At 67.9% G+C, this 23706-nt stretch carries 19 protein-coding genes; 9 read left to right on the top strand and 10 right to left on the bottom strand.

The window, feature by feature from the left end; all coding sequences use genetic code 11:
• Positions 1-87 precede the first annotated feature (87 nt).
• Together AC5P7F_RS04940 and AC5P7F_RS04935 are read left to right on the top strand one after the other, a co-directional pair.
• The gene (locus tag AC5P7F_RS04940) at positions 88-864 is read left to right on the top strand and encodes an AMP nucleosidase (protein WP_005419211.1); all 777 of its coding nucleotides are present in this window, start codon (positions 88-90) and stop codon (positions 862-864) included.
• Between the two features lie 43 nt (positions 865-907).
• Entirely contained in the window at positions 908-1447 is a 540-nt protein-coding gene (locus AC5P7F_RS04935) for a DUF924 family protein (RefSeq protein ID WP_014648372.1), read from the top strand.
• 119 nt (positions 1448-1566) lie between these two features.
• On the opposite strand, the gene grxD is transcribed toward AC5P7F_RS04935, so the two are convergent.
• A complete protein-coding gene (grxD, locus tag AC5P7F_RS04930) occupies positions 1567-2493 on the bottom strand; it encodes a Grx4 family monothiol glutaredoxin (protein WP_032956577.1) in 927 nt (308 codons plus the stop codon).
• A gap of 59 nt (positions 2494-2552) precedes the next feature.
• Between grxD and AC5P7F_RS04925 the strand changes: the two genes are divergently transcribed.
• Positions 2553-3332: a polysaccharide deacetylase family protein gene (locus AC5P7F_RS04925; protein ID WP_032956574.1), complete on the top strand. Its 780-nt coding sequence runs from the start codon at positions 2553-2555 to the stop codon at positions 3330-3332.
• Positions 3333-3432: 100 nt separating this feature from the next.
• On the opposite strand, the gene AC5P7F_RS04920 is transcribed toward AC5P7F_RS04925, so the two are convergent.
• The 3 genes from AC5P7F_RS04920 to AC5P7F_RS04910 are packed head-to-tail and all read right to left on the bottom strand — an operon-like array spanning position 3433 to position 6052.
• Positions 3433-4152 (bottom strand): class I SAM-dependent methyltransferase, encoded by a 720-nt coding sequence (locus AC5P7F_RS04920; protein ID WP_046432455.1) that lies wholly within the window; start codon positions 4150-4152, stop codon positions 3433-3435.
• A gap of 4 nt (positions 4153-4156) precedes the next feature.
• The gene (locus tag AC5P7F_RS04915; RefSeq protein ID WP_053495757.1) at positions 4157-4774 is read right to left on the bottom strand and encodes an SGNH/GDSL hydrolase family protein; all 618 of its coding nucleotides are present in this window, start codon (positions 4772-4774) and stop codon (positions 4157-4159) included.
• A 3-nt stretch (positions 4775-4777) separates the two neighbouring features.
• Positions 4778-6052: a pyridoxal phosphate-dependent aminotransferase gene (locus AC5P7F_RS04910; protein WP_046432453.1), complete on the bottom strand. Its 1275-nt coding sequence runs from the start codon at positions 6050-6052 to the stop codon at positions 4778-4780.
• A gap of 114 nt (positions 6053-6166) precedes the next feature.
• On the opposite strand from AC5P7F_RS04910, the gene rsgA reads away from it, so the two are divergent.
• Together rsgA and AC5P7F_RS04900 are read left to right on the top strand one after the other, a co-directional pair.
• Positions 6167-7276, top strand: coding sequence for a ribosome small subunit-dependent GTPase A (gene rsgA, locus AC5P7F_RS04905; protein ID WP_032956568.1), 1110 nt, complete (start codon positions 6167-6169; stop codon positions 7274-7276).
• A 126-nt stretch (positions 7277-7402) separates the two neighbouring features.
• Positions 7403-8656: a flavohemoglobin expression-modulating QEGLA motif protein gene (locus AC5P7F_RS04900; RefSeq protein ID WP_014648365.1), complete on the top strand. Its 1254-nt coding sequence runs from the start codon at positions 7403-7405 to the stop codon at positions 8654-8656.
• Between the two features lie 439 nt (positions 8657-9095).
• Here AC5P7F_RS04900 and AC5P7F_RS04895 read toward each other — a convergent pair whose 3' ends face one another.
• The 4 genes from AC5P7F_RS04895 to AC5P7F_RS04880 all read right to left on the bottom strand — a co-directional run bounded on the left by AC5P7F_RS04895 (position 9096) and on the right by AC5P7F_RS04880 (position 14929).
• Positions 9096-11393, bottom strand: coding sequence for a TonB-dependent receptor (locus AC5P7F_RS04895; RefSeq protein WP_495204141.1), 2298 nt, complete (start codon positions 11391-11393; stop codon positions 9096-9098).
• 227 nt (positions 11394-11620) lie between these two features.
• A complete protein-coding gene (phbB, locus tag AC5P7F_RS04890) occupies positions 11621-12361 on the bottom strand; it encodes an acetoacetyl-CoA reductase (protein WP_005419193.1) in 741 nt (246 codons plus the stop codon).
• A gap of 24 nt (positions 12362-12385) precedes the next feature.
• Positions 12386-13714 carry a CitMHS family transporter gene (locus tag AC5P7F_RS04885; protein ID WP_005419191.1) on the bottom strand — a complete coding sequence of 443 codons (1329 nt, stop codon included), beginning with the start codon at positions 13712-13714 and terminating at the stop codon, positions 12386-12388.
• Positions 13715-13789: 75 nt separating this feature from the next.
• Complete coding sequence (locus AC5P7F_RS04880) at positions 13790-14929, bottom strand: OprO/OprP family phosphate-selective porin (RefSeq protein WP_032956563.1); 1140 nt, start codon at positions 14927-14929, stop codon at positions 13790-13792.
• A gap of 244 nt (positions 14930-15173) precedes the next feature.
• Between AC5P7F_RS04880 and AC5P7F_RS04875 the strand changes: the two genes are divergently transcribed.
• The 4 genes from AC5P7F_RS04875 to AC5P7F_RS04860 are packed head-to-tail and all read left to right on the top strand — an operon-like array spanning position 15174 to position 18978.
• Entirely contained in the window at positions 15174-15863 is a 690-nt protein-coding gene (locus tag AC5P7F_RS04875; protein ID WP_005419188.1) for a response regulator transcription factor, read from the top strand.
• Positions 15856-17247, top strand: coding sequence for a sensor histidine kinase (locus tag AC5P7F_RS04870; protein WP_014648362.1), 1392 nt, complete (start codon positions 15856-15858; stop codon positions 17245-17247). Before AC5P7F_RS04875 ends, AC5P7F_RS04870 begins: the two co-directional genes overlap by 8 nt.
• Positions 17244-18299 (top strand): ABC transporter substrate-binding protein, encoded by a 1056-nt coding sequence (locus tag AC5P7F_RS04865; protein ID WP_014648361.1) that lies wholly within the window; start codon positions 17244-17246, stop codon positions 18297-18299. Before AC5P7F_RS04870 ends, AC5P7F_RS04865 begins: the two co-directional genes overlap by 4 nt.
• 28 nt (positions 18300-18327) lie before the next feature.
• A complete protein-coding gene (locus AC5P7F_RS04860) occupies positions 18328-18978 on the top strand; it encodes a response regulator (protein WP_014648360.1) in 651 nt (216 codons plus the stop codon).
• Positions 18979-19615: 637 nt separating this feature from the next.
• On the opposite strand, the gene AC5P7F_RS04855 is transcribed toward AC5P7F_RS04860, so the two are convergent.
• Complete coding sequence (locus AC5P7F_RS04855) at positions 19616-22258, bottom strand: hybrid sensor histidine kinase/response regulator (protein ID WP_014648359.1); 2643 nt, start codon at positions 22256-22258, stop codon at positions 19616-19618.
• Positions 22259-22324: 66 nt separating this feature from the next.
• Positions 22325-23494: an OprO/OprP family phosphate-selective porin gene (locus AC5P7F_RS04850; RefSeq protein WP_046432442.1), complete on the bottom strand. Its 1170-nt coding sequence runs from the start codon at positions 23492-23494 to the stop codon at positions 22325-22327.
• Positions 23495-23706: the final 212 nt, after the last annotated feature.

The following is a 23706-nucleotide window of genomic DNA, read 5'->3' as shown; positions in this document are numbered from 1 at the left end:
GGCGGCCGTTGGGCCGCCCCTTCTCTTTGTGTGGCAGGGCAGGCGCAGCGTTGCCTACAATGGCGCCCCTGCAGAACCGGACCGGGCATGAAGAGCAAACAGGAAATCGTCGACAACTGGCTGCCGCGTTATACCGGCGTTCCGCTGGACCAGTTCGGCCAGCATATCCTGCTGACCAATTTCGGCGGCTACCTGCACACCTTCTCCGCGCTGACCGGCGCCCCGGTCATCGGCCTGGACCGGCCGATGGCCAGCGCCACCATCGATGGCATCACCATGATCAACTTCGGCATGGGCAGCCCCAATGCCGCGATCATCATGGACCTGCTGTCGGCGGTGATGCCCAAGGCGGTGCTGTTCCTGGGCAAGTGCGGTGGCCTGAAGCGCAAGAACCAGCTGGGTGACCTGGTGCTGCCGATCGCAGCGATCCGCGGTGAGGGCACTTCGGGCGACTACCTGCCGCCGGAAGTGCCGGCCTTGCCGGCGTTCGCGCTGCAGCGTGCGGTCTCGACCATGATCCGTGATCTCGGCCACGACTACTGGACCGGTACCGTCTACACCACCAACCGCCGGGTCTGGGAGCACGACGAGGCGTTCAAGGAGCGGCTGCGGGCGATGCGCTGCATGGCCATCGACATGGAAACCGCCACCGTGTTCGCCGCTGGCTTCGCCAACCACATTCCCAGCGGCGCACTGCTGTTGGTGTCGGACCAGCCGATGATCCCCGATGGGGTCAAGACCGAGGCCTCCGATGCCAAGGTCAGCTCCCAGTTCGTGGAAAACCATATCCAGATCGGTATCGAGGCGCTTAAGCTTATCCGGCGCAACGGCAAGTCGGTCCGCCACCTGCGCTTCGACGAATGATGATGATGGCCTGGCGCGGCGCGCCGGCCCTGGGGAGTAGGTGATGGACGTTGCCGCGCACGTGGTGGAATTCTGGAAAGAGGCGGGCCCTGCGAAGTGGTTCGCCCGCGATGATGCGTTCGACGCGCAGTTCCGCCAGTTGTTCCTGGATGAGCATTTCGCAGCCGCCTCGCGCGCGCGCGAACACTGGCTGGGCAGTGCCGAGGGCGCACTGGCGCTGATGCTGCTGCTGGACCAGTTCCCGCGCAACTGCTTCCGCGGTAGCGCCCATTCCTACGCCACCGATGGCCTGGCCCGGCACTACGCCATGCGCGCCATCGAGGAAGGCCTGGACCTGCAGCTGGTGCCCAAGCTGCGCGCCTTCATCTACCTGCCGTTCGAGCACTCCGAGGATCCGCTGGACCAGGACCGCTCGGTGGCGATGTTCGACGTGCTGGGCGACAAGGAATACCTGCAGTACGCCGAGCTGCACCGCGACATCATCCGCCGCTTCGGTCGCTTCCCCCACCGCAACGCCGTGCTGGGTCGCATTCCCTCACCGGAAGAACTGGACTACCTGGCCGAAGGCGGTTTCGCCGGCTAAGAAAAAGGGGACGGAGGGAATTAAGTCGTTTTTGCCACAAACGACTTAATTCCCTCCGTCCCCTTTTTGGGGGTCAGATCGCCTTTCCGCAGGAAAGGGCTCTGACCCCGGGCCTTCAATCAGTACTTCGGCACGCCGTTGTCGACGTCTTCCGACCAGGCGTTGATGCCGCCGGTGACGTTGAACACCTTGGTGAAGCCCAAGGCGCGGAACTGCTCGGCGGCCTGCGCGCTGCGGCCACCGTGGTGGCACATGAAGGCCAGCGCGGTGTCCTTGGGCAGGGCTTCCAGCGCGGCGCGGCCGTTGCCGTCGAAGGTCTTGAACGGCACGCCCACGGCGGCGATTTCACGCTCGTCGGCCGGGCGCACGTCCACCAGGGTGATGTTGCCGGCACGCACCAGGTCGTCGGCATCGCGCACGCTGATTTCCTGCACCGGCTTGGGCGCATTCGGGTTGTCGATGGCCAGGCCCTTGCCGCGGATGTCGTCCACCCAGTCGATGGTGATGCCGTTGGCGCGACGGGCGCTGGCCAGGTCGAACTGCACGCGCAGGCCGTTGGACTCGGCGGCGATGGCGCCTTCGTCGTGCGGGGCCAGCTGGAAGTTCGGCTGGAAACCGGCGTCGATGGACAGCTGCAGGGCAGCGCCCGGGGCATCGGCCAGCGCGCCCTTGAGCATTTCCACGGCCGCCGGGGTGACGGTGATGCTCGGCGGGGTACGGTCCGGCGCGGCCAGGCCCAGCACGCTGCTCAGCTCGCCGCTGGCAGCCATCTGCAGCACGATGTCGCTGCCGCCGACCAGTTCGCCGTCGATGTACAGCTGCGGAATGGTCGGCCAGTCGCCATAGGCCTTGATGCCTTCACGGATTTCCTGGTCGGCCAGCACGTTGACGTGGGCGAACTCGACGCCGAGGTCCTGCAGGGCGCCCACGGCCTTGGCCGAGAAACCGCACTGCGGCATCGACGGCTGGCCCTTCATGAACAGCACGACGCGGTTGGCGTTGAGGATGGATTCGATGCGCGAACGCAGGGCGGGATCGAGGGACATGGACGTCGGGGTTCCGGGAATTCGAATCATCAATTCTACCCCTCATGGCATCATGGGGGATGAGCAACGCAGGAACATTGCATCGCATCCCGACCCGGCCCTGGCGCTGGCTGCCCTGGCTGGTGGCGTCGCAGCTGGCCGTGATCCTGGTCTGGGCCCTGGCCGGCTGGCACTGGGGGCTGCCCGTGATGGTGGCCAGCCACGCACTGTTCCTGGTGCCGGTATTCCTGCCCAACAGCCGCTTCTACGCGCCGGTGCTGAGCCGGATGGGAGAGGCCGGAAACAGCGTCTGGTTGACCATCGATGACGGTCCCGGCCCGGAGACCCGTGCGGTGCTCGACCTGCTGGACCGCTACCAGGCCCGCGCCACCTTCTTCCTGGTGGGCGAGCGTGCGCTGGCACAGCCGGAGCTGGTGCAGGAGATCCTGCGCCGCGGCCACGACCTGGGCAACCACAGCCACAGCCATCCGCAGGCGCGCTTCTGGCGGCTGGGCCCGGCAGCGATGCGTGCCGAGATCGAGGGCTGCCAGCATGCACTGCAGGCGGTAAGCGGCCGCCCGGTGCGCTGGTACCGTTCGGTGGTGGGCATGACCAATCCGTTCGTGGCGCCGGTGCTGAAGGCGCTGGGACTGGTGCGCGTGGGCTGGAGCGCCCGTGGCTACGACGGTGTCGGCTGCACGCCGGAGGGCGTGCTGTCGCGGCTGCTGCCGGACCTGCGCCCGGGCGCCATCGTGCTGCTGCATGAGGGGGCCGCCCACGGCCACAACCTGGCGATCATCGAACGCGTGCTGCAGGCGCTGGACGAGCGGGGGCTGAAGGCGCGGCTGCCGGTTCCGTAACGCCGGACCCTGGTGGTGTGGAGCAGCCGAGCATGGGCTCGGCGCTACAAGGGTTGGCGATCATCCTGTAGCGTAGCGCCGGCACATGCTGCACTCGGCGCTACAACGCGGGGCGTTCGGCCACCAGCAACCAGCTGTTGAACGGCGTGCGCCCGTGCAGGGGGCGCGGGGCCGTCACTTTCAATCCGGCCTCGGCCAGTGTCGCCTGCAGCACCTGCGGGTCGGGGTAGTGGCGCGGCCGCGTGCCCATCCAGCCGACCAGCCAGGCCAGCCGGTCCGCCACCCGCGTGGTGCGGTCGCGGCCATCGCCGGTGGCCAGTGGCGTGCGCAGCAGCAGGCGGCCGCCGGGAGCGACCCGCATACTGGCCTCACGCAGAAGTGCCTGCTGTGGGCCCGCGTCCAGGTACTGCAGCACATCCAGCAGCAGCACATGCCCGGCCTGCGCCGGCAGCGGCGCCTGCACGTCCAGGCAGTCGAAGCGCACAGCGGGCAGGCCGGTGGCGGCACGCTGGGCGCGGGCGATCTTGCCGGCATCCACGTCCACGCCCCGGTAGGGCTGGGAGCCACCGCGCTGGCGCAGCACGTGGGCGAACAGGCCCAGCCCGCAGCCCAGGTCCAGCACGGGTTGCCCGTCGCCAGGCAGGTGCTGCAGCACGCCGTCATACAGCGGGTCGCTGCCCAGCTTGCTGCGGGTGTAGTAGTAGTCGCGGCGGCTGGCCCAGGCGTGTGCGGGGCGGAATGCCTCGGCGATCGCGCGGGCCTGCGCGGCGCTCAAGGGTGTGCAGGGCAGGGGCGGGCCGTTCCGTGGCGTGCCATCCATCGGGTCAGTCCGTTCCGCCGAGCAGGTGGGCGGCGACCGGCAGCGCGCGCGCGCTCCACAGCGCGTACATCCGTGCTGAAGGGTGCAGGCCGTCGTCGGCGATCATCGCCGGGTCGCCACCGTGGTCACGGCTGATGTCGGTGATGTCGACGAAGGCCACGCCCTGCTGGGTGCAGATCACTTCAGCGGCCGCGTTGAATTCGTCGGTCTCGATCTCGATCGCGGCCAGGTCACGGCCGCTGCCGATACCGAACGGCGTCGCGCCCCAGTCGGGGAAGGACAGCACCAGCACACGCCCGGGGCGGCCACCGGCAAAGCCGATCGCCCGCTGCAGCAGGGCGTGGAACTGTACGCGGTACTCGTCCAGCGGCCGGCCGCGGTACTGGTTGTTGACGCCGATCAGCAGGCTGACGAAATCGAACGGGCCCTGCGGCGCGGCCGCATCGATGCCGGCGTCCAGCTCGTCGGTGGTCCAGCCGGTGGTGGCGATGGTCTGCGGGTCGGCCAGCGCCACATCCTGCGCACGCAGGGCGGCGGCGAGCTGGTACGGCCAGCGGCCTTCGACCGCAACCGCTTCACCGATGGTGTACGAGTCGCCCAGCGCCAGGTAGGACAGCGCCACGGCTCAGGCCACCGAACGGCGTGGCTTCAGCGGTACGACCTTGGTCGCGTCCTCGGCACGGCGGGCCAGCACGCGGTCGATGCGGGCGAACACATCGCGCATCACCGAGGCTTCCGGCAGCAGGGTCACGCGGAAATGATGGCGGTAGGGCACGTTGAAGCTGGAACCCGGTACCACCAGCACGCCTTCATTGTTCATCAGATCCAGCGCGAAGTTGTGGTCGTCGAAGCCCTTGGCGGCGGCACCGACCACGGCCGGGAACGCGTACAGCGCACCGGCCGGCGCGACCAGCGACAGGTGCTCACTGGCTTCGCAGGCTTCGATCACCGCGCGGCGGGTTTCATACAGGCGGCCGCCCGGGGTGCACAGTTCGGAGATGGTGTCCGGGCCGTTCACTGCGGCCTCGATGGCGTACTGGCCCGGCACGTTGGCGCACAGGCGCAGCGCGCCGAGCAGGTCCAGCGCAGCGCGGAAGTCGCCCAGGCGCGCGTCGTCGCCGCTGAGGTGGGCCCAGCCCACGCGCCAGCCGCAGGCACGGTGCACCTTGCTCAGGCCACTGAAGGTCAGGCACGGGTGGTCGCCGGCCAGCGGCGCGACCGGCTGGAATACCGCATCGTCGTACAGGATCTGGTCGTAGATCTCATCGACCAGCAGCAGCAGGTTGTGGCGGCGCGCGATCTCGACCACGCGCTCGAGCAGTTCACGCGGGTAGCTGGCGCCGCTGGGGTTGTTCGGGTTGATCAGCACGATGGCGCGGGTGCGCGAGGACACCAGCGTCTCGATCTCGCTCGGGTCCGGCTGGAAGCCGTTCTCGGCGGCGCAGCGGTAGTACACCGGGCGGCCATCGTTGAGGATGGTCGAGGCCGACCACAGCGGGTAGTCGGGTGAGGGCACCAGCACTTCGTCGCCCGGGTTGAGCAATGCGCGCAGCGACAGGTCGATCAGTTCGCTGACGCCGTTGCCGACGAACACACGGTCGGGGTGCGCATCCGGTGCGCCACGGCGGGCGTAGTACGCCGCGATGGCTTCGCGTGCGACCGGCAGGCCCTGCTGGTGGGTGTATGGATCGGTGCGGCCCATGTCATCGGCGATCGCGCGCTGCAGGTGCTCGGGCGCGCGGAAACCGAAGTTGCCCGGGTTGCCGATGTTGAGCTTGATCAGCTTGCGGCCCTGCGCCTCCAGCTCCCGGGCTCGCCGCGCCAGTTCTCCGCGGATTTCGTAGCGCACTTCGGAAAGGCGCTCGCGGATGGCCAGGGGCTTGGGCGAGTTGGTGGACATGGGGGCTGGGCCGTCAAAAGGCATGGGGATTCCATCCTACCGGAATTGCTGCAGTGCATGGCAAGGGTGCCGGGCTTGTCATTGCTGGGCTGGCAGGGCGCCGGCGCAGGTAGAATGGCGGCGATGACCCAGACCCCCGATTTCATCGCCCTGCAGACCATCGGTTGGCCCTGGCCGGGCCCGGCGCAGCAGGCCGACTGGCAGGCCGTGATGGCCGCGCACCCGCAGGCCCGCCCGGCGCGGGTGATCGAACAGCACCGCACCCACTACGTGGTGGCCGATGGCCCGGATGCGTCGATCAAGGCCGAATCGCTGCCGGAATGGCAGCGCCCGCGCTTCCCCAGCCACGAGCGGCCTGCAGTGGGCGACTGGGTGCTGCTGGACGGCATCCGCATTGTCGCGCTGCTGCCACGCCGCACCGCGATCAAGCGTGGCGCCGCCGGCGAGCACTACCACCAGCAGGTGATCGCGGCCAACATCGACACGGTGTTCATCGTCTGCGGCCTGGATGCCGACTTCAATCCGCGCCGCATCGAGCGCTACCTGCTGCTGGTCGGCGGTGGTGGTGCAGAACCGGTGGTGGTGCTGACCAAGGCCGACCAGACCGAGTACAGCGAGGATGCGCTGGCGGTGCTGGAAGAGCTGGAGATGCAGGGCATCGCGCTGCATGCGATCAACGGCCTGGATGCCGACAGTGTGGCGGTGCTGCAACCGTGGCTGGGCCCGGGCCGCACGGTGGTGCTGGTCGGTTCCTCCGGTGCCGGCAAATCCACGTTGACCAACACCCTGCTTGGCGAGCAGCGGATGAAGACCAACGCGGTGCGCGCCAACGATTCGCGTGGCCGCCATACCACCACCCACCGCGCGCTGATGCCGTTGCCGACGGGCGCCTGCCTGATCGACACCCCGGGCATGCGCGAGCTGAAGCCGACCGGCGAAGAGACGCTGTCCGAAGGTGGCTTCGCCGACATCGAGGCGCTGGCCGCACAGTGCCGTTTCAACGACTGCAAGCACCAGCAGGAACCAGGCTGTGCGGTGCGGGCGGCGATCGAGGCGGGTGAGATCGAAGAGAGCCGGTTGCTGAACTACTTCAAGCTGAAGGAAGAAGTGGCTGCCGCTGCCGCCAAGCTGGCGGTACGCCAGGCCGAGACCGCGCAGGAGCGCGGCGGCAAGAAAGGCAAGGGCCAGCAGTTCCGCCCGGCAGGCAAGCCGCGTAGGCGGTAACAAGGCAGCCGAGCATGGGCTCGGCTCTACAGCTGGTCCGCGGTGGAGTCATTTCATGTAGCGCCCGAGCCAATGCTCGGGCGGCGGCGCACCGCGCCGGGCACGGCAGGGCGTTATAGTCCGCGCATGGAACCGACTGCGACGCTGGACCGTGACGTGGCCCACCATGCAGCGCTCGATGCGCGCCTGGTCGAGGCCGTGGGAGGCATCCGCCTGCTGGGCCTGACCAGCTGGCCGGCCACGCTGCAGGCACCGTTCCTGGACAGCGTGGCGCGTGGCCAGCCGGTGCTGCCGAAGGTGGATTACCCACGGCTGGACTTCAGCGAAGAACGTCGCGCGCTGGCCGCGATCGCCGCCGACTGCGACGACAGCCATCCACTCGGCCACTACGTGCAGCAGTCAGCGCAGAGCTGGGACCTGGCCGCGCAGCTGCTGGAAGGGCTGGGCACCGCCGCCGTTGATACCTGTTCGGTGCAGCTGTTCGGCGCCCCCGAGCAGCCGCTGCCGGGCAATGGCCCGAGCACGCGCGACGCGGCGCGCCACTTCATACAGATTGCCGCCGAACTGGACCACGAACTGCTGGCGCCGGAAGAGCAGGTGCCGGTCTCGGCCATCGCCCTGCAGCTGCAGCTGCAGAATGATCTGGATGCGTTCTTCGAATCGCGCATCATCCAGGTGCAGCTGGATCCGGAGCTGGTGTCCAAGGCCGCCGCCGGCCCGACCCGCATCCGCCTGCGCACCAGCGCGCGCTTCAGCGCCTACGACCGCGCGCAGTTGTTCCACCACGAAGCGCTGGTGCATTCGCTGACCGCATTGAATGGCCGCGGCCAGCCGGTACTGCCGAGCCTGGCGTTGTCCTCGCCACGGGTAACGGCGACCCAGGAAGGGTTGGCGACCTTCGCCGAGCAGATCACCGGCAGCATCGACATCGAGCGCCTGAAACGCATCAGCCTGCGTACCGAAGCGATTGCGATGGCACGCGAAGGCGCTGATTTCATCGAAGTGTTCCGCTATTTCTGCGATGCCGGGCAGAACGCGGAAGAGAGTTTCGCCTCGGCCCAGCGCGTGTTCCGTGGCGTGCCGCCGAGTGGCGGCCTGGCGTTCACCAAGGACACGGTGTACCTGCGCGGCCTGGTATCGGTGCATACCTTCTTCCGGCACATGCTGGCCGAGGACCGCCTGCAGGTCTGCCGCTGGTTGTTCGCCGGCAAGATGAGCCTGGCCGATGCGATCGCGTTCGCGCCGCTGTTCGAGGCGGGGGTGCTGAAGCCGCCGCGCTGGCTGCCGCATTGGGTGAGCCGGGCGAACGGCCTGGCCGGCATGCTGGCGTTCTCGCTGTTCGCCAACCGGATACGGATGGACCAGCTGGCGCCGGAATGAAATGCGTTGGCGGATCCTCCTGCGCCTGCCTGCTATCGGCTGGGAGGAGGCGGGGCACCCTGGTCAGGACACGCAAAAGCCCCTCCATGGTGCTCGATGGCGCCATCCATGGCGCCAACGGTCCTGACCAGGGTGCCCCGCCTCCTCCAGACAATTTCCTGCGGGCGCGGCAGCAGGTCCACCAGAGGGATTGCGTTTGAGAAGTTTGAAAAGCAAAGCGCCGGGCAATGCCCGGCTCTTTGCTTTTGCTCTTGCTTTCCATTGCCTCCGCGCCGGCGCTGGGAATTGTCGAGCGCGGGTAGGCAGGCCCATGCAGGACCGTTGGCGCCATGGATGGCGCCATCGAGCCCCCAAGGACGGGTTTACGGCGTGTCCTGCATGGGCCTGCCTACCTGCGCCATGCAGGAACAGTCAATGCGCCGCAGCGCCCGCTTCTGACTTAGAACTCCGCCGCCACCGTCATGAACAGCTGCCGCGGCGCACTCGCATGGATCGCATAGCGCGTGCCCTTCGGATCAGTCGGTGCGAACGAACTCAGCTGGCCGGCGTAGCGCTTGTTGGTCAGGTTGGTCGCGTTCAACGACACCCGCACGTTGCGCAGGCCCAGGCCCGGGCCGAAATCGTAGCCCGCACCGGCGTCGAAGGTGGTCACGCCCGGCACCGACTGGTCGTTGGTGTAGGTGTAGTAGCGCTTGCCGGTGTACTTCGCACGCAGGCTGGCGAAGAAGCCGTCGCGGTTCCAGCTGATCTCGCTGGAGGCCATGCGCTGCGGCGTATCCACCGTGATCTTGCCGGCCACCGGAACGATCGCACCGCCCGAGGTGTAGTCATCCTCGTAGGTGGTCTTGTTCCAGGACAGCGCGTTGTACCACTGCAGGCCATCAATCGGCTTGAGGATGAAGGTCAGTTCCGCGCCATGGCTCTTCACCGAACCGACGTTGATGAAGCGCGTCACGCACTCCGGGCGCGTGCCGACTTCGATGCTCGAACACGGGTTCAGCGACAGCAGGCGGTTGTCGAACTTGACGTTGTATGCAGCGATCGAGGCCTGGTACTTCTCACCGAAAGTGCGGAAGCCGGCTTCCAGGCTCTTGGACTTCTCCGGCTCCAGCCCGGCGCTGGCCGCGAACGATTCCGGCGACACCTGCAGCGGGCCGCCGCTGCCACCGCCGACGAAGGCGGCGATGTTCTCGGCGTAGGAGGCGAACAGCTCGTTGTTGGCGTTGAGCTTGAAGCCCAGGCCTACCTGCGGCAGCACCGATTCCTTGGCGGTCAGTGTGCCCGACGCAATGCGGGTTTCAACGCCGGGCTGCGCGGTGGCGCGCATGCGGGTGTTGGGGCTCTTGATGCCCACGTCCACGGTCAGGCGCTGGTCCAGGAAGCGCATGCGGTCCTGCACGTAGAACTGGCGCGTGCGGATGTCGAAGTCCTGGTTGAACAGCAAGCGGTCGGGGTTCTTCAGGTACAGGTCGTCCAGGAACGGGCCGCTGATGTAGTAGAAGTTGCGCGACACGTTATGGTCGTTCTGCTCGTACCACAGGCCGGCTTCCAGCTCGTGGATGCCCACCGTCCACGACAGCGCGGCGGTCAGGCCATCGCGGTTGATCGTGTAGTTGGTGCTGCGGATCGAGATCGGCAGCATCCTGTCGGTACCCGGGTAGGACGGCTGGCCCGGTGCCCACCAGTGGCCCTGGCCACGGTTGTCGTGGTGGTAGGCCAGCAGCTTCAGGCGGCCCTGCTCGCCCAGGCGCAGGTCGGCATCGACCGAGTACAGGTTGTCGTCGCGCAGCGCACGGCTCTGATAGTACGCATCGTCGATGCTGTTGACGCCGCCGCTGAACTTGCAGCGCGCCTTGTTGTAGGTGCCAGGCGCGCAGTACGCGGCGGCGACGGCGCGATCCCAGTCCGGCGCGTAGATGTTCCAGTCATACCCCAGTCCGCGTGCCAGCATGTCCTTGGACAGGTAGGCATAGTTGGCCTGGCTGGAGCGCGAGGTCGCCACGAACGCACCGAAACGGTGGTCGCCAACGTTCCACACTGCCTTGGCATTGAACTGGCGGGTGGTCTGGTTCTGGAACGGCGCGGCCCACATGTCCTGGTCCTGGTGCACGCCGGACACATAGGCCGAGAAGCCGTTGAGGTCGCCGCTGTCCACGCGCAGGTAGCCGCGGCGCTGGTGGTTGTCGCCGACGGTGACGCTGGCGCGGCCACCGAATTCGGTGGACGGATCCATCGAGAAATACTGGATGGTGCCGCCCAGGTTGCTGGTCGAGGCCACGCCCAGCGAACCAATGCCCTGCGACAGTTCGGCGCCGGCCAGGTTCTCGGCGATGATCGCGCGGGCGATGCTCAGGCCGTTGTAATTGCCGTAGCTGTTGTCGCCCAGCGGGATGCCGTCCAGCGTGTAGCCCAGGCGGCTCTTGTCGAAGCCGCGCAGGCTGATGGTCTGCGATTCCTCGTTGGCGCCAAAGGCATCGTTGGACTGCACCGACACGCCCGGAAGGCGATCGAGGATCTTCTGGCCACTGGTGCCCGGCGGCAGCACCTGCTTGTCCACGGCAGTGATGCGCTGCACCTGGCGGGTCTCGCCCTGGCCGATCACAGAGACGGTATCCAGCGTCTGCGCGCTCAGCGCGGCATCGGTGCTGGCGCCGGTATCGGCGGTGGTGGCGGCATGGGCGCTGGCAGCGGCGGAGAGCACGATCGCTACGGCGATCGTCAGGTGTCGGGTCTGCATGGTGGTCCGTTGCATGGGGGGTGATCACCGGCACGCGTGCGCGGTGCAGGGCCACTATGCGAACGGAACATGAAACCTTCTTTACGGAAAACCAACGAATGGTGCCGGGCACCCGCGCAGGTCCCGCAGCCGGATGAAAAAGGGGCCGGATTCCCTTCGCAAGCAAAGGTTCACCGGCCCCGCGCACTCCGTGGGGGAGGCGGTCCACGCGCAGCGTGGAGAAAGGCTCAACCCATGTACAGGCCACCGTTGACCGGATAGTCGGCGCCGGTCACGTACGAGGCTTCATCCGAGGCCAGCCACGCGCACAGGCCGGCCACTTCCTCGGGGCGACCCAGGCGGCGCACCGGCACCGAGGCCGCCAGCCGGTCCAGTACATCCGGCGGGAAGCTGCTGATCGCCTGGCTGGCGATGTAGCCCGGCGACAGCGTGTTGACGGTGACGCCGCGCGAAGCCACTTCGGCGGCCAGCGCACGGCTGAAGCCATGCATCGCGGCCTTGGCGGTGGCGTAGTTCACCTGGCCGATCTGGCCCTTGTGTGCGCTGACCGAGCCGATGTTGATGATGCGGCCCCAGCCCCGCGTGGCCATGCCGTCGACCACCTGCTTGGTCAGGTTGAACAGCGCATTGAGGTTGGAGGCGATCACCGCGTTCCAGTCCTCCACCGTCATCTGCCGGAACAGCAGGTCGCGGCTGCCGCCGGAGTTGTTGACCAGTACATCGACCTCACCCACTTCGGCGCGGACCTTGGCGAACGCGGCGCTGGTCGAGGCCCAGTCGGTCGCGTTGCCTTCGGAGGCGATGAAGTCGAAGCCCTGTTCGCGCTGCTCGCGCAGCCAGTTGGCCTTGCGCGGCGAGTTCGGCGCGCAGCCGGCAACCACGGTGTGGCCGCTGCGGGCCAGGCTCTGGCAGATGGCAGTGCCGACACTGCCCATTCCACTGGTGACGTAAGCGATTCGAAGCGTCATTGCAGAAGGCTCCTTGGCAAAGGGTCAGGCGGCGAGGGGATACAGGCCGAACAGCAGGCTGCCGATCATCAGCAGCATCGAGATGGCGATGGCCCACTTCAGGGTGAACTTCTGGTGGTCGGCGAATTCGACCTTGGCCAGGCCCACCAGCAGGTAGGTGGACGGCACCAGCGGGCTGAGCAGGTGCACCGGCTGGCCGGCCAGCGAGGCGCGCGCCATTTCCACCGGAGTGATGCCGTAGTTGCCGGCGGCCTCGGACAGGATCGGCAGCACGCCGAAGTAGAACGCGTCGTTGGACATGAAGAAGGTGAACGGCATCGACGCCACCGCGGTGATCACCGCCAGGTACGGGCCCCACGACTCCGGAATGACCGCCAGGAAGCTGTGCGACATCGCTTCGACCATGCCGGTGTTGTTGAGGATGCCGGTGAAGATGCCTGCGGCGAAGATCAGCGACACCACCGACAGCACGTTGCCGGCGTGGTTGACCACGCGGCGGCGCTGCTCGGCCAGGTTCGGGTAGTTGATCACCAGGGCGATGGCGAAGCCGACCATGAACAGCACCGGCATCGGCAGCACGCCGATGATCAGCGCGGTCATCAGCGCCACGGTCAGGGCCAGGTTCACCCACAGCAGCTTCGGCCGCTTGATGTCCTCGGCGTCTTCCACGGTCGGCAGCGGATTGCTGTCATCGGACACGCTGTTGTCCATCCAGCTGCCGCCCTTGGGCAGGGTCACCACGCCGAGGCGACGGCGTTCCTTCAGGCCCAGGTACCAGGCCAGCAGCAGCACGCCGGCACAGGCGATCACCATCGACGGGATCAGCGGCACGAACACATCGGCCGGGTCCACGTGCAGCGCAGTGGCCGCGCGTGCGGTCGGGCCGCCCCACGGGGTCAGGTTCATCACGCCGCCGGCGAGGATGGTCACGCAGGTCATGTTCAGCGCGTTCATGCCCAGCCGCTGGTACAGCGGCAGCATCGCCGAGACGGTGATCATGTAGGTGGTCGAACCGTCGCCATCGAGCGAGATCAGCATCGCCAGCACGGCGGTGCCAAGCACGATCTTCATCGGATCGCCCTTGACGAAGCGCAGGATCACCCGCACCAGCGGATCGAACAGGCCGGCATCGATCATCACCCCGAAGTAGAGGATGGCGAACATCAGCATCACGCCGGTCGGCGCGATCTTCTTGATGCCCTCCAGCATCATCTCGTCGATGCCGGCACCGAAGCCACCGATCAGCGCGAACAGGATGGGAATGGTGATCAGGGCGACGAGCGGCGACAGGCGCTTGCTCATGATCAAGTACATGAACGTAATGACCATGCCAAAGCCGAGGATGCTCAGCATCATCTGCGGACTCCTTGCGAAAACAGGACGTGGGGAGTGGAAGGGGCCGGGCGCCGCGCGCCCGGAATGTCAGGCCTAGAAGTCGTACTGCAGGCGGCCGGTGACCGCGCGGGTGCGGTCCACCGTGACCCCGGCCAGGCGGTCGCGGTTGCGGCTTTCGATCACGTTGAGCATGAAGCGCAGGTTGTCGCGCAGGTACCAGTTGCCGCCCAGCGTCCAGGCTTCGGTGCTGCCGCGGCGCAGGTCCGGCGCGCCATCAAGGTGCTGCGCGCCCCACATCTGGTCGTAGCGCAGCGCCACTTCGAATGCACCGGCCTTGTGGCGGATGTCCTTCACCCGCGCGAAGCGCCCGGTCTTGCGGTCATAGGCGCGGCTTTCGCCGGTGACGAACCAGCTGAGCATGCCGTAGGCGGCCATCACGTCGCCGCGCTGGGCGCCGTCATCGAAGGTGGCGCCACTGAACTCGCCCTGCCACGACAGCGGGCCGCGCACTTGCGCGTATTCCAGCGACCACTTGTTGACGTCGGTATCGCGGCCGGCGGAGAAGTCGACCAGGGTCAGGCGGCTCTCGTCGGACAGGTGGCCGGCCGGGCGCGGGCGGATGCGCAGGCCGGGCACGCCATTGGCGCCGGGGTTGTCGTACGCTTCGCGGGCCAGCGACAGGCCCAGGTGCAGCACGTCGCCGTCGCTGGGCGAGGGCGCCCAGGTGACGCGACCACCCGCCGCGCGACCCTTCACCTGCCAGGCGTCGATGCTCTCCAGGCTGTAGAGGCTGGCCGCCCAGGTGAAGTCGCCCGGGTTGGCCTGCCAGGACGCACCCAGGCGGTACAGCGGCGCCAGCGTGGTGCCGGCGTTGCCGCGCTCCAGGAAGCTGCCGTAGTTGGAGCTGGTACGGTCATCCAGCGAGAAATACTGCTTGAACTGGCCCACGGTCAGCTTGCCCGCCTTGCCGAAGCTGCGGGCCAGGTAGACATCCTTGGCCTCGACGCGGTCGCCGGAGAAGTCGGCTTCCAGCTTGTAGTCGACCACGAAGAACTTGCCGGACACATCGACCCATGCACGGCGGATCTCGGTGTCATCCTTGTTCGGCGTTCCGCGGTTGTCGTTGTCGAAGGTGGCGAAGTCCAGGTGCAGGCGGCCACCCAGGGTGGCGGTGACCGGACGGTCGTCTTCGGCGGCGAAGGCCGGCACCGACAGGACAGCCAGCGCCATCATGGCGGCAGGACGCCGCCAGGCAAACGTGAATTCCACAAACCCTCCCAGGTGCGCGCCAGGCGCGCGGCAATCGTGGGCACCGGACGGTGCGCGGCCGCAGTCTGGGTCGGGCAAGCTGTCATCGTCCTGTCAACGGATTGTGCGGTGCAGCGAAAAGCACAGGCCGCTGGGCTCGCCGTGCCGCGCCCGGCGAGCCCAGCGGCGGCATGCGGTAGCATTCGGTTCCCCTCCCACCCGTGTGCCCATGCGCCTGCTGCTGGTCGAAGACAATCCGGATCTGGCCGATGCGATCATCCGCCGGATGCGCCGCAGCGGGCACGCCGTGGACTGGCAGGCCGATGGCCTGGCCGCTGCCAGCGTGCTGCGCTACCAGAGCTTCGACCTGGTGGTGCTGGACATCGGCCTGCCCAAGCTCGATGGCCTGCGCGTGCTGGCCGGCATGCGCGAGCGCGGTGACAGCACGCCGGTGCTGATGCTGACCGCGCGTGACGGCATCGAAGATCGCGTGCAGGCGCTGGATGTGGGGGCCGACGACTACCTGGGCAAGCCGTTTGATTTCCGCGAGTTCGAAGCGCGCTGCCGCGTGCTGCTGCGGCGTGCGCGCGGCCAGGCCAGCGAAGTGGTGCAGATCGGCGGCTTCCAGTTCGACAACGCGGCGCACCGGGTCAGCCTCGACGGGGAGCCGATCGAACTGCCCAATCGCGAGTACCGCCTGCTGGAGATCCTGGTCGGCCGTCTTGGCCAGGTGGTCGGCAAGGACGAGATCGGCAACGGCCTGTTTGGTTTCGATGACGAAGCGGGCCCGAATGCCATCGAGTTGTACGTTGGTCGCCTGAGAAAGAAGCTGGCGGGCGCGCCGCTGCGCATCACCACGGTGCGTGGCGTCGGTTACCTGCTGGAAGCCAGCGATACCCATGCCGACGCCGATGGCTGACACGCGTGCTGCGACTGCGGCGCCGGGTTCGCTGCGGCGCACGCTGCTGCTCTACCTCGGCGTGCTGCTGGCGGTGTTCGCGGTGGCCCTGCTTTTCGCCGCACGCGATTACGGCCAGCGCGCCGCCAACCGATCCTACGATCACCTGCTGGTGTCCTCGGCGCTGTCCATTGCCGATTCGGTGGCCCTGGTCGACGGCCAGTGGCAGGTCGATCTGCCCTATGCGGCGCTGGACCTGCTGGCGATGGCGCCGGAGGACCGCGTGTTCTACCGGGTGGCCGACAGCCGCGGCACGCTGATCACCGGCTACGGTGATCTGCCGACACCGCCGCGCAGGCCCGGTACCCAGCCGCAGCTGTTCGACGCCCCCTACAGCGGCGAAACCGTGCGCTTCGTGGTGGTCGGCCGCAGTTTCGCCGCGGCCTCCGCGCAGGGCGAGGTGCAGGTGCAGGTGGGCCAGACCCGGCGCGCGCGCGAAGCCGTTGCGCAGGACATGGTCAATCGTGCATTGCTGGCGATCGGTGTGTTGTCCGGGCTGCTGCTGGCGCTGGTGGCGTTCGGCGTGCATCGTGCGTTCCGGCCGCTGGTGCGGGTGGAGCGCGAGCTGTCGCGCCGCGAGCCGTCCGACCTGAAGCCGCTCGATGCCCGCGTGCCACGCGAGATGGACCAGATGGTGGCCGCGTTGAACCGCTTCATGGAGCGCCTGTCCAGCAGCAACGAGACACTGCGCGCGTTCATGGCCGAGGCCGCACACCAGATGCGCACGCCACTGGCGGCATTGCGAGCTCAGGCGCAGTTGGCGCTGGATGATGACGATCCGGAGGACATGCGACGCAGCCTGCAGGCGATCGAGCGCAACGCCACGCATATGAGCCGGCTGCTCAACCAGCTGCTCAGCGATGCCAGCGTGATCCATCGTTCGCACCTGCAGCGCTTTGCGGCGGTGGATCTGGCCGAGACCGTGCACCAGGCGTTGCATGAAGCACTGCCGCAGGCAAGCCCGGCACCGCGCGTGCAACTGGCGATGACTGCCGAGCCGGTGCAGGTGCATGGCGACGCGCTGCTGCTGCGCGAGGCAATCAAGAACCTGGTCGACAACGCGTTGAAGTACGGCGGCGACGGCCCGTTGCAGATCGCGCTGACCGTGGAAAGCGGGCAGGCCGTGCTGACCATCGCCGACCATGGCGCAGGCATCGCGGCTGCCGATGCCGAACGCGTATTCGAGCGCTTCGCGCGTGGCGAAGGCGCGCCATCCGGCGGTGCCGGGCTGGGCCTGGCCATCGTCAAGCGGGTGGTCGACAGCCACGGCGGCCGCATCGACCTCAGCAACCGCCCGCAGGGCGGGCTGATCGCCACCATCCGCCTGCCACGGAGCAGTCCATGATCCGCCTGTTTGCCACGGCCGTTGCCCTGCTGCTGGCCCTGCCGGTGCTGGCCGCGCCCGGCGATGTGCGTCGTTTTCCCGCACAGGGGGCGGCCACCGCGCAGCTGCGCATTCACGGCACTACCGACATCGAAGTGTTCGCGGTGGTGATTGCCGATTACCAGCGGCTGCACCCGGGCACCGAGGTGGTGTACGAGGACATCATCACGCAGGACCTGTACGCGCGTTACCTGCACGACCGCGGTGGGCCGGCATCGCCGGACCTGCTGATCTCCAGCGGCATGGACCTGCAGACCAAGCTGGTCAACGATGGCCACGCGCTGCCACATCGCTCGGCGCTGACCGCTGCGCTGCCAGCCTGGGCGCAGTGGCGCAACGAGGCCTTCGGCATCAGCTACGAGCCGGTGGTGATGGTCTACAACACCCGCGCAATGCCTTCGGCAAAGGTGCCGCACACGCGCCGCCAGCTGCTGGACCGGCTGCGTGCCGAAGGTGCACCGCTGCGCGGCAGGGTCGGCACCTATGACATCGAGCGCAGCAGTGTCGGCTACCTGCTGGCAACCCAGGATGCGCAGCGCGGCAGCATCGCCGGCGCGCTGCTGGGGGCGCTCGGCGACAACGACGTGGTGCGCGAAGAGCGCACCGGCGTGCTGCTGGACAAGGTGGCCAGCGGCGAGCTGTCGCTGGTCTACAACGTGCTTGGTTCCTATGCGCAGGCACGTGTCGATGCCGGCGCGCCACTGGCCATCGTCGAGCCTGAGGACTACACGCTGGTGGTGCTGCGCACCGCGGTGATTCCGCGTACCGGCCCACACCCGGAAGAAGCGCGGCGCTTCCTCGACTACCTGCTGTCGCCCCGTGGCCAGCAGGTGCTGTCGCGCGAGGCGCGGCTGATGCCGATCGTGACCGGCAACGCACGTGGCGACGATGCGCCCGGCCGCAGCCGGCGTCCGATCCAGCTCGGCCCGGGCCTGCTGGTGTACCTGGATGCGCTCAAGCGCCGCCAGTTCCTCGATGCCTGGCGCAGCAGCGTCGAGCCGGCGGGGCGCTGAGGCTCCGGCCTGCCCGTACAATGGCGGCATGAGCGAATACACCATCCTGATCGCCGACGACCACCCGCTGCTGCGTTCGGCGGTGGTGCAGTCCTTGCGGCAGAGCCTGCCGCTGGCGCAGGTGCGCGAGGTGGCCAGTGCCGATGCGCTGGCCGAGGCGCTCGACGCACAGCCGGACGTGGACCTGGTGCTGCTCGACCTGACCATGCCCGGCGCGCACGGTTTTTCCGCGCTGCTGCACGTGCGCGGCTCGCATCCGGACATCCCGGTGGTGATCCTTTCCTCCAACGACCATCCGCGGGTGATCCGCCGTGCCCAGCAGTTCGGCGCCGCCGGTTTCATCCCGAAGTCCGCGCCGGCCGAGACCATCGGGGAGGCCGTGCAGGCAGTACTCGATGGCGGCCTGTGGTTCCCGGCGATGGCCGCCGAGCGTTCCGAGGCCGATGCACTACTGGCCAGCCGCCTGGCCCAGCTGACCCCGCAGCAGTTCCGCGTGCTGCTCTGCCTGGCCGACGGCCTGCTCAACAAGCAGATCGCCTACACCCTGGGGCTGGCCGAGAACACGGTGAAGGTGCACGTCACCGCCATCCTGAAGAAGCTCGAGTGCCACAGCCGCACACAGGCGGCGGTGCTGGTGAAGGCGCTGGAGCCCGAGGGCGACGCCGGCATCGGGCTGTAGTTTCCAGCAAACGGCGCAGCCCCTCGTGGGTGGACACGTAGAGCAGTTCATGGGTGAGGCCGGGCAGGTGGACTGCACAGGGGCCGCTGCAAGTACATCCATGTAAGCTCGGTCGCCGCATCCATGCGGCTCACGCCCCTGCGCAGCCCACCTGCCCGGCCACGGACAGGTTCCGTGCGCATCCACCCACGGAAGAGAAAAGAAGATCAAAAGCAAAGGCAGCCTGACAGGCCGCTTTTTGTAGAGCCGAGCCCACGCTCGGCTGCTTTCTGGCCGGTCCGTGAAGCCGAGCATGGGCTCGGCTCTACACGAGCAAGCGCAGCGCGCGACCCGCTTTTGATCTTATTTTCTTCTCCGTGGGTGCAGGCCACCGAAATCTGTCGGAGGCCGGTCGGGTCGGGTGCGCGGGGGTGTCAGCCGCATGGGCCCGAGGCATGCCTCGGGCGGGTTGGGCAGGACGCCCAACCCCGGTCTTGCCGTGTGCGCAGGACAGCGCACACGAGCAAGCGGCTGCCAAGCCTCCAGGGACGGATTCACGGCGTCCCCCGCGTACCCAACCCGACCGGCCCACCCGCGGCTTCTGCTTTCCGCGACCACCCAGACACCACCCACGAGGGGCTGCGCCGTTGGCTGGAAACTACCCACGATGGCGGATCAGCAACTGACTCATCAGTGCCCGCAGCGCCGGCGGCTTCACCGGCTTGGCCATCATCCCCCAGCCGCGTTCGGCGGCCATCTCACGCAATCCCGCATCGCGCTCGGCAGTAACCAGCACTACAGGCGGGCGGGCCTGCCACAATTCGGCCAATGTCTCGTACAGCACCGGCCCATGGTGATCGCCCATGCGCACATCCAGCAGCACCAGCTCCGGTACTGCGCCTGTTGCTGCCAGCTGCAGCGCCGCCTGTGGGCCATCGGCCAGCGCCACCTCGCAGCCCCAGCGCTCCAGCAGCGCGCGGCTGGCCGCGCACACGTGCGGATCGTCGTCGATCACCCACACCCGGCGACCGCGAAGCGGGTTGTCCGCCGCCGGTTCCTGCACCAGCACCGGCACAGGAGCAGTAGCGGGAATCGCGCTGGCTTCGCCGAACGGCACGCCCACCGCGAACACGCTGCCCTGGCCCAGCTGCGAGCGCAGCCGGATCGGATGCCCAAGCAGGCGGCCGATGCGATCGACGATGGCCAGGCCAAGGCCGGCGCCGCGCTGCTGGCCGTCGTGCAGGCGGCGGAACTCCTCGAAGATCTCGCCCTGCAATGCGTCGGGAATGCCGGGGCCCTGGTCGTGCACCTCGATCCACAGCATGCCTTCACGGCGACGGCAGCCGAGCAGCACGCGGCCGCGTTCGCTGTAGCGCAGCGCGTTGGACAGGAAGTTCTGCAGGATTCGGCGCAGCAGGGCTTCATCGCTGACCACCACCGCATCGGTATCGACCCAGTCGACCACCAGGCCACGCGACTGTGCGGCGATGCCGAATTCGCGCGCCAGCGTCTGCAGCAAAGGCCCGAGCCGGAACGCCTGCACTCGGGTCGGCAGGCTGCCGGATTCCAGGCGCGCGATATCCAGCAGGCTGTTGAGGATCGCATCCTGCGCGGCCAGCGCAGCATCGATGTGGTCCGCAGTCTGCTGCTGCGCCGGGTCGCCCAGCTTGCCGCGCAGCACCGAGACGAACATGCGCGCCGCGTTGAGCGGCTGCAGCAGGTCGTGCACGGCCGAGGCGACGAATCGCGTCTTGTAGCGGTTGGCCTGCTCGGCTTCGCGGCGTGCTTCTTCCAGGTCATGGGTGCGCTCGGCGATGCGGTGTTCCAGCGCATCGGCCAGCGAGCGCAGTTCGCGCGCGGCGTTCTTGTAGCTGGTGATGTCGGCATAGCTGGTGACGAAGCCGCCGTCGGGCAGCGGGTTGCCGCGGATTTCCAGCACGGTGCCATCGTCTTTTTCGCTCTCGCGCATGTGCGGGCGGCCGCTGCGCAGGTGGTTCAGGCGGCGCTCGATGGCTTCATCGACCGGGCCCGGACCAAGCAGGCCACGGCGTGCGTTGAAGCGGAACAGTTCCTCGATCGGCCGGCCGACGCGAACCAGGTCCTGCGGGAAGCGGAACAGTTCCAGATAGCGCGAATTCCACGCGACCAGGCGCAGTTCGCGGTCGATCACCACCACGCCCTGCGGCAGGTGTTCGAGGCTGCGGCTGAGGCCGCTGTCGGCATCGGTGGCGGCCTGCAGCAGGCCATCCTGCGCGGTACGCAGTTCCTGTGCATGCTGCTTGAGCAGGGTTTCCAGCTCGCGGCGGCTTCGCAGGCGATGCTTGGCCAGTCGCCGGCGCTGCTGCACGAACAGCACCAGGAAGCCCAGCGCCAGCCATGCAGCGCCACCGGTGAGTGCTGCGGCGCGGCCGGCGCCGGTGGCGGCACTGGCATCGTGCAGCAGGTGCAGGTTCCAGCCTTCGGCGGGCAGCGGCAGGCTCTGCCACAGCATCGGCTGCGGCAGCGCCGGATCCAGCAGGCGCACCATGCGGCCGCCATCGGCCAGCACGTCTTCGGTGCGTGCGCGCAGGGGCTGCAATGCGCGGTCGGCGTACTGGCGGGCGTCCAGCATCTCACGGCGCTCATCGGCTCCCAGCGGGCGCAGCAGCCGGTAGCGCCAGCTGTCCCGGTTGGCCAGGAACACCACGTCGTGGTCGTCGCTGGCCAGCACCACGTCCGGGCTGCTCAGCCATTCCTGTTCCAGCGCGGACAACTCGACCTTGATCACCACCACGCCCAGCCGCTTGCCGTCTTCTTCGATGGCCTGCGAAAGGTAATAGCCGGGCACGCCGGTGGTCATGCCGATGCCGTAGAAGCGGCCACGGCCCTGCGCCAGCGCCTGGCGGTAGTAGGGGCGGTAGCTGTAGTTCTCGCCGACGTTGGTGGTCGGCTGGTCCCAGTTGCTGGCCGCCACCGCCACACCGTCGTGGCCGACCAGGGTCAGGGTCGAGGCACGGGTGACTTCGTTGGCGCGTTGCAGCTTGAGGTTCAGCCGCTGCCGTTCGCTGGGCGAGGGCGGCACGCGCAGTGCATGCAGCAGATCCGGGTCAAGTGCCAGCACCTGCGGCAAGGTGCCGAAGCGGTCGATGCGCTGTTGCAGGCCCTGGCCATACAGCTGCAGCTGGCGTTGCACCTGGCTGCTTTCCTCGCCGAGCGCGCGCCGCCAGGCGTAATGACCGGCGGCGACCGCGCACAGCACGGTACCGCCGACCATCACCAGCAGGGTCAGCAACAGCATCCGGTGGCGGCTGAGCCAGTACATGGCGGCAGTCTACGCAGGGCCGGCGGGCGTGGCGTGCACGCCCGCCGGGGTCTGACGTGGAAGGGGTCAGAAGTGCATCTGCGCGCGCAGTTCGAAGATCTCCGGCGTGCTGTGCACGCCACGACGGCTGGCGTCGACCTTCACGTAGTTGGCCTGGAACTTGAAGTGGCTGGTCAGGTACCAGTTCGCGCCCAGCGTCAGGTCGTGCTGGCGGCCGCCGAGGATGCTGCCATCGTCCAGGTCGAGACGGCTGTATCGGGCCAGCAGTTCGACCGCGCCGTAGTTGTGCGCCGGCTTGATGTTGGCCACCGCGCCGGCGTTGTACGGACGCGATTCGCCGGTCAGCACCCAGCTGGCCATCGCGTACTGGCCACTGCCGGTGTAGTCGGGCTTGCCGTCACGACGGGTGACCGTAGCGCGCAGCGCTTCGGCCTGCAGCGAGAACGGGCCCCGGATCCAGATGCCTTCCAGGCCGGTGCGGCGGATCTGGTCGGCAGTGACCAGCGCACCGGAATCGACGTAGCGGATGTCGGTCAGGCCGGCTTCCGGGCGCGCGCGCAGGCGGGCGCTGGCCTCGTGATGCACGTCGCGGCCATCGCTGTAGCCACGCGGGTTTTCCTGCGAGTAGGCCAGGCCCAGGTGGATCACATCGCCTGGTGCCTTCACCGGCGTCCACACCGCACGCACCGCCTGGGTGGTGCCGGGGTTGTCGCCCTGCAGGTCCTTGCCGCCATAGGCCCCGGCCTGCAGCAGGTACTGCGGGCGCTCCAGCACCCACTCCACGCCGGTGCGGCGGCCTTCGTAGAAGGCCTGCACCGGCAGCGAGGTTTCCAGGAAGCTGCCGGCACGCGAAGAGGTGTTCGCATCCAGGCCGACCGGGGTCTTCATGTAGCCGAAGCGGAAGCGGCCGACGTCACGGCCGAAGAAGGCCTTGCTCTCGAAGCGCACGAACACGTCCAGCCAGGTATCGGCCTGGAAGTCGTAGTAGACCATCGCATCGTAGACGCCCTTCTTTTTCAGCGTCGCGCCGAATTCCTTGCGGCGCACGGCATCGTCGTCCTCGAGGCCACTGGCCGAGGAGAAGTCGTTGTAGTCGTAGGCGATGTTGGCGGTGGCCGCCAGCTCGGTGCCATCACCGAAGGTGTACTTGGTCGGCCAGTTGTCGAAATCGGCGGCCGAGGCGAAGGCGGGAAGGGCGGCCAGCGACAGGGCCAGCAAGGTGGGATTCGGGCGCATGTTGGGTGCGGCTCTCTCAGATTGCGTGTGGACAGGACATCAACGGCCGGAAGGGCCGGAACTTTCGCAAAGACTCACCCAGCCGTTCAGCCCGGGCCACCAGCCTCCCCGGGATCGGGCGGTGCGGCGCCAGTGTAGGCACCTGTGCCACCTGAACCGGGAGGCTAGTACCAATAGGTTATCTGCGCTGGCGTGCCTGGCGCGTACAAAGG

Source organism: Stenotrophomonas sp. YJH_SMC_105-26 (genome assembly GCF_059368915.1).
The sequence above is the reverse complement of the archived record's forward strand: the minus strand, read 5'-3'. Positions and strand labels throughout refer to the sequence as shown.

Excerpts from the sequence above, each read along its gene's own strand:
- AC5P7F_RS04940 (WP_005419211.1), top strand. The coding sequence starts at position 88 with ATGAAGAGCAAACAGGAAATCGTCGACAACTGGCTGCCGCGTTATACC.
- AC5P7F_RS04935 (WP_014648372.1), top strand. The coding sequence starts at position 908 with ATGGACGTTGCCGCGCACGTGGTGGAATTCTGGAAAGAGGCGGGCCCT.
- grxD (WP_032956577.1), bottom strand. The coding sequence starts at position 2,493 with ATGTCCCTCGATCCCGCCCTGCGTTCGCGCATCGAATCCATCCTCAAC.
- AC5P7F_RS04925 (WP_032956574.1), top strand. The coding sequence starts at position 2,553 with ATGAGCAACGCAGGAACATTGCATCGCATCCCGACCCGGCCCTGGCGC.
- AC5P7F_RS04920 (WP_046432455.1), bottom strand. The coding sequence starts at position 4,152 with ATGGATGGCACGCCACGGAACGGCCCGCCCCTGCCCTGCACACCCTTG.
- AC5P7F_RS04910 (WP_046432453.1), bottom strand. The coding sequence starts at position 6,052 with ATGTCCACCAACTCGCCCAAGCCCCTGGCCATCCGCGAGCGCCTTTCC.
- rsgA (WP_032956568.1), top strand. The coding sequence starts at position 6,167 with ATGGCGGCGATGACCCAGACCCCCGATTTCATCGCCCTGCAGACCATC.
- AC5P7F_RS04900 (WP_014648365.1), top strand. The coding sequence starts at position 7,403 with ATGGAACCGACTGCGACGCTGGACCGTGACGTGGCCCACCATGCAGCG.
- AC5P7F_RS04895 (WP_495204141.1), bottom strand. The coding sequence starts at position 11,393 with ATGCAGACCCGACACCTGACGATCGCCGTAGCGATCGTGCTCTCCGCC.
- phbB (WP_005419193.1), bottom strand. The coding sequence starts at position 12,361 with ATGACGCTTCGAATCGCTTACGTCACCAGTGGAATGGGCAGTGTCGGC.
- AC5P7F_RS04885 (WP_005419191.1), bottom strand. The coding sequence starts at position 13,714 with ATGCTGAGCATCCTCGGCTTTGGCATGGTCATTACGTTCATGTACTTG.
- AC5P7F_RS04880 (WP_032956563.1), bottom strand. The coding sequence starts at position 14,929 with ATGATGGCGCTGGCTGTCCTGTCGGTGCCGGCCTTCGCCGCCGAAGAC.
- AC5P7F_RS04875 (WP_005419188.1), top strand. The coding sequence starts at position 15,174 with ATGCGCCTGCTGCTGGTCGAAGACAATCCGGATCTGGCCGATGCGATC.
- AC5P7F_RS04870 (WP_014648362.1), top strand. The coding sequence starts at position 15,856 with ATGGCTGACACGCGTGCTGCGACTGCGGCGCCGGGTTCGCTGCGGCGC.
- AC5P7F_RS04865 (WP_014648361.1), top strand. The coding sequence starts at position 17,244 with ATGATCCGCCTGTTTGCCACGGCCGTTGCCCTGCTGCTGGCCCTGCCG.
- AC5P7F_RS04860 (WP_014648360.1), top strand. The coding sequence starts at position 18,328 with ATGAGCGAATACACCATCCTGATCGCCGACGACCACCCGCTGCTGCGT.
- AC5P7F_RS04855 (WP_014648359.1), bottom strand. The coding sequence starts at position 22,258 with ATGTACTGGCTCAGCCGCCACCGGATGCTGTTGCTGACCCTGCTGGTG.
- AC5P7F_RS04850 (WP_046432442.1), bottom strand. The coding sequence starts at position 23,494 with ATGCGCCCGAATCCCACCTTGCTGGCCCTGTCGCTGGCCGCCCTTCCC.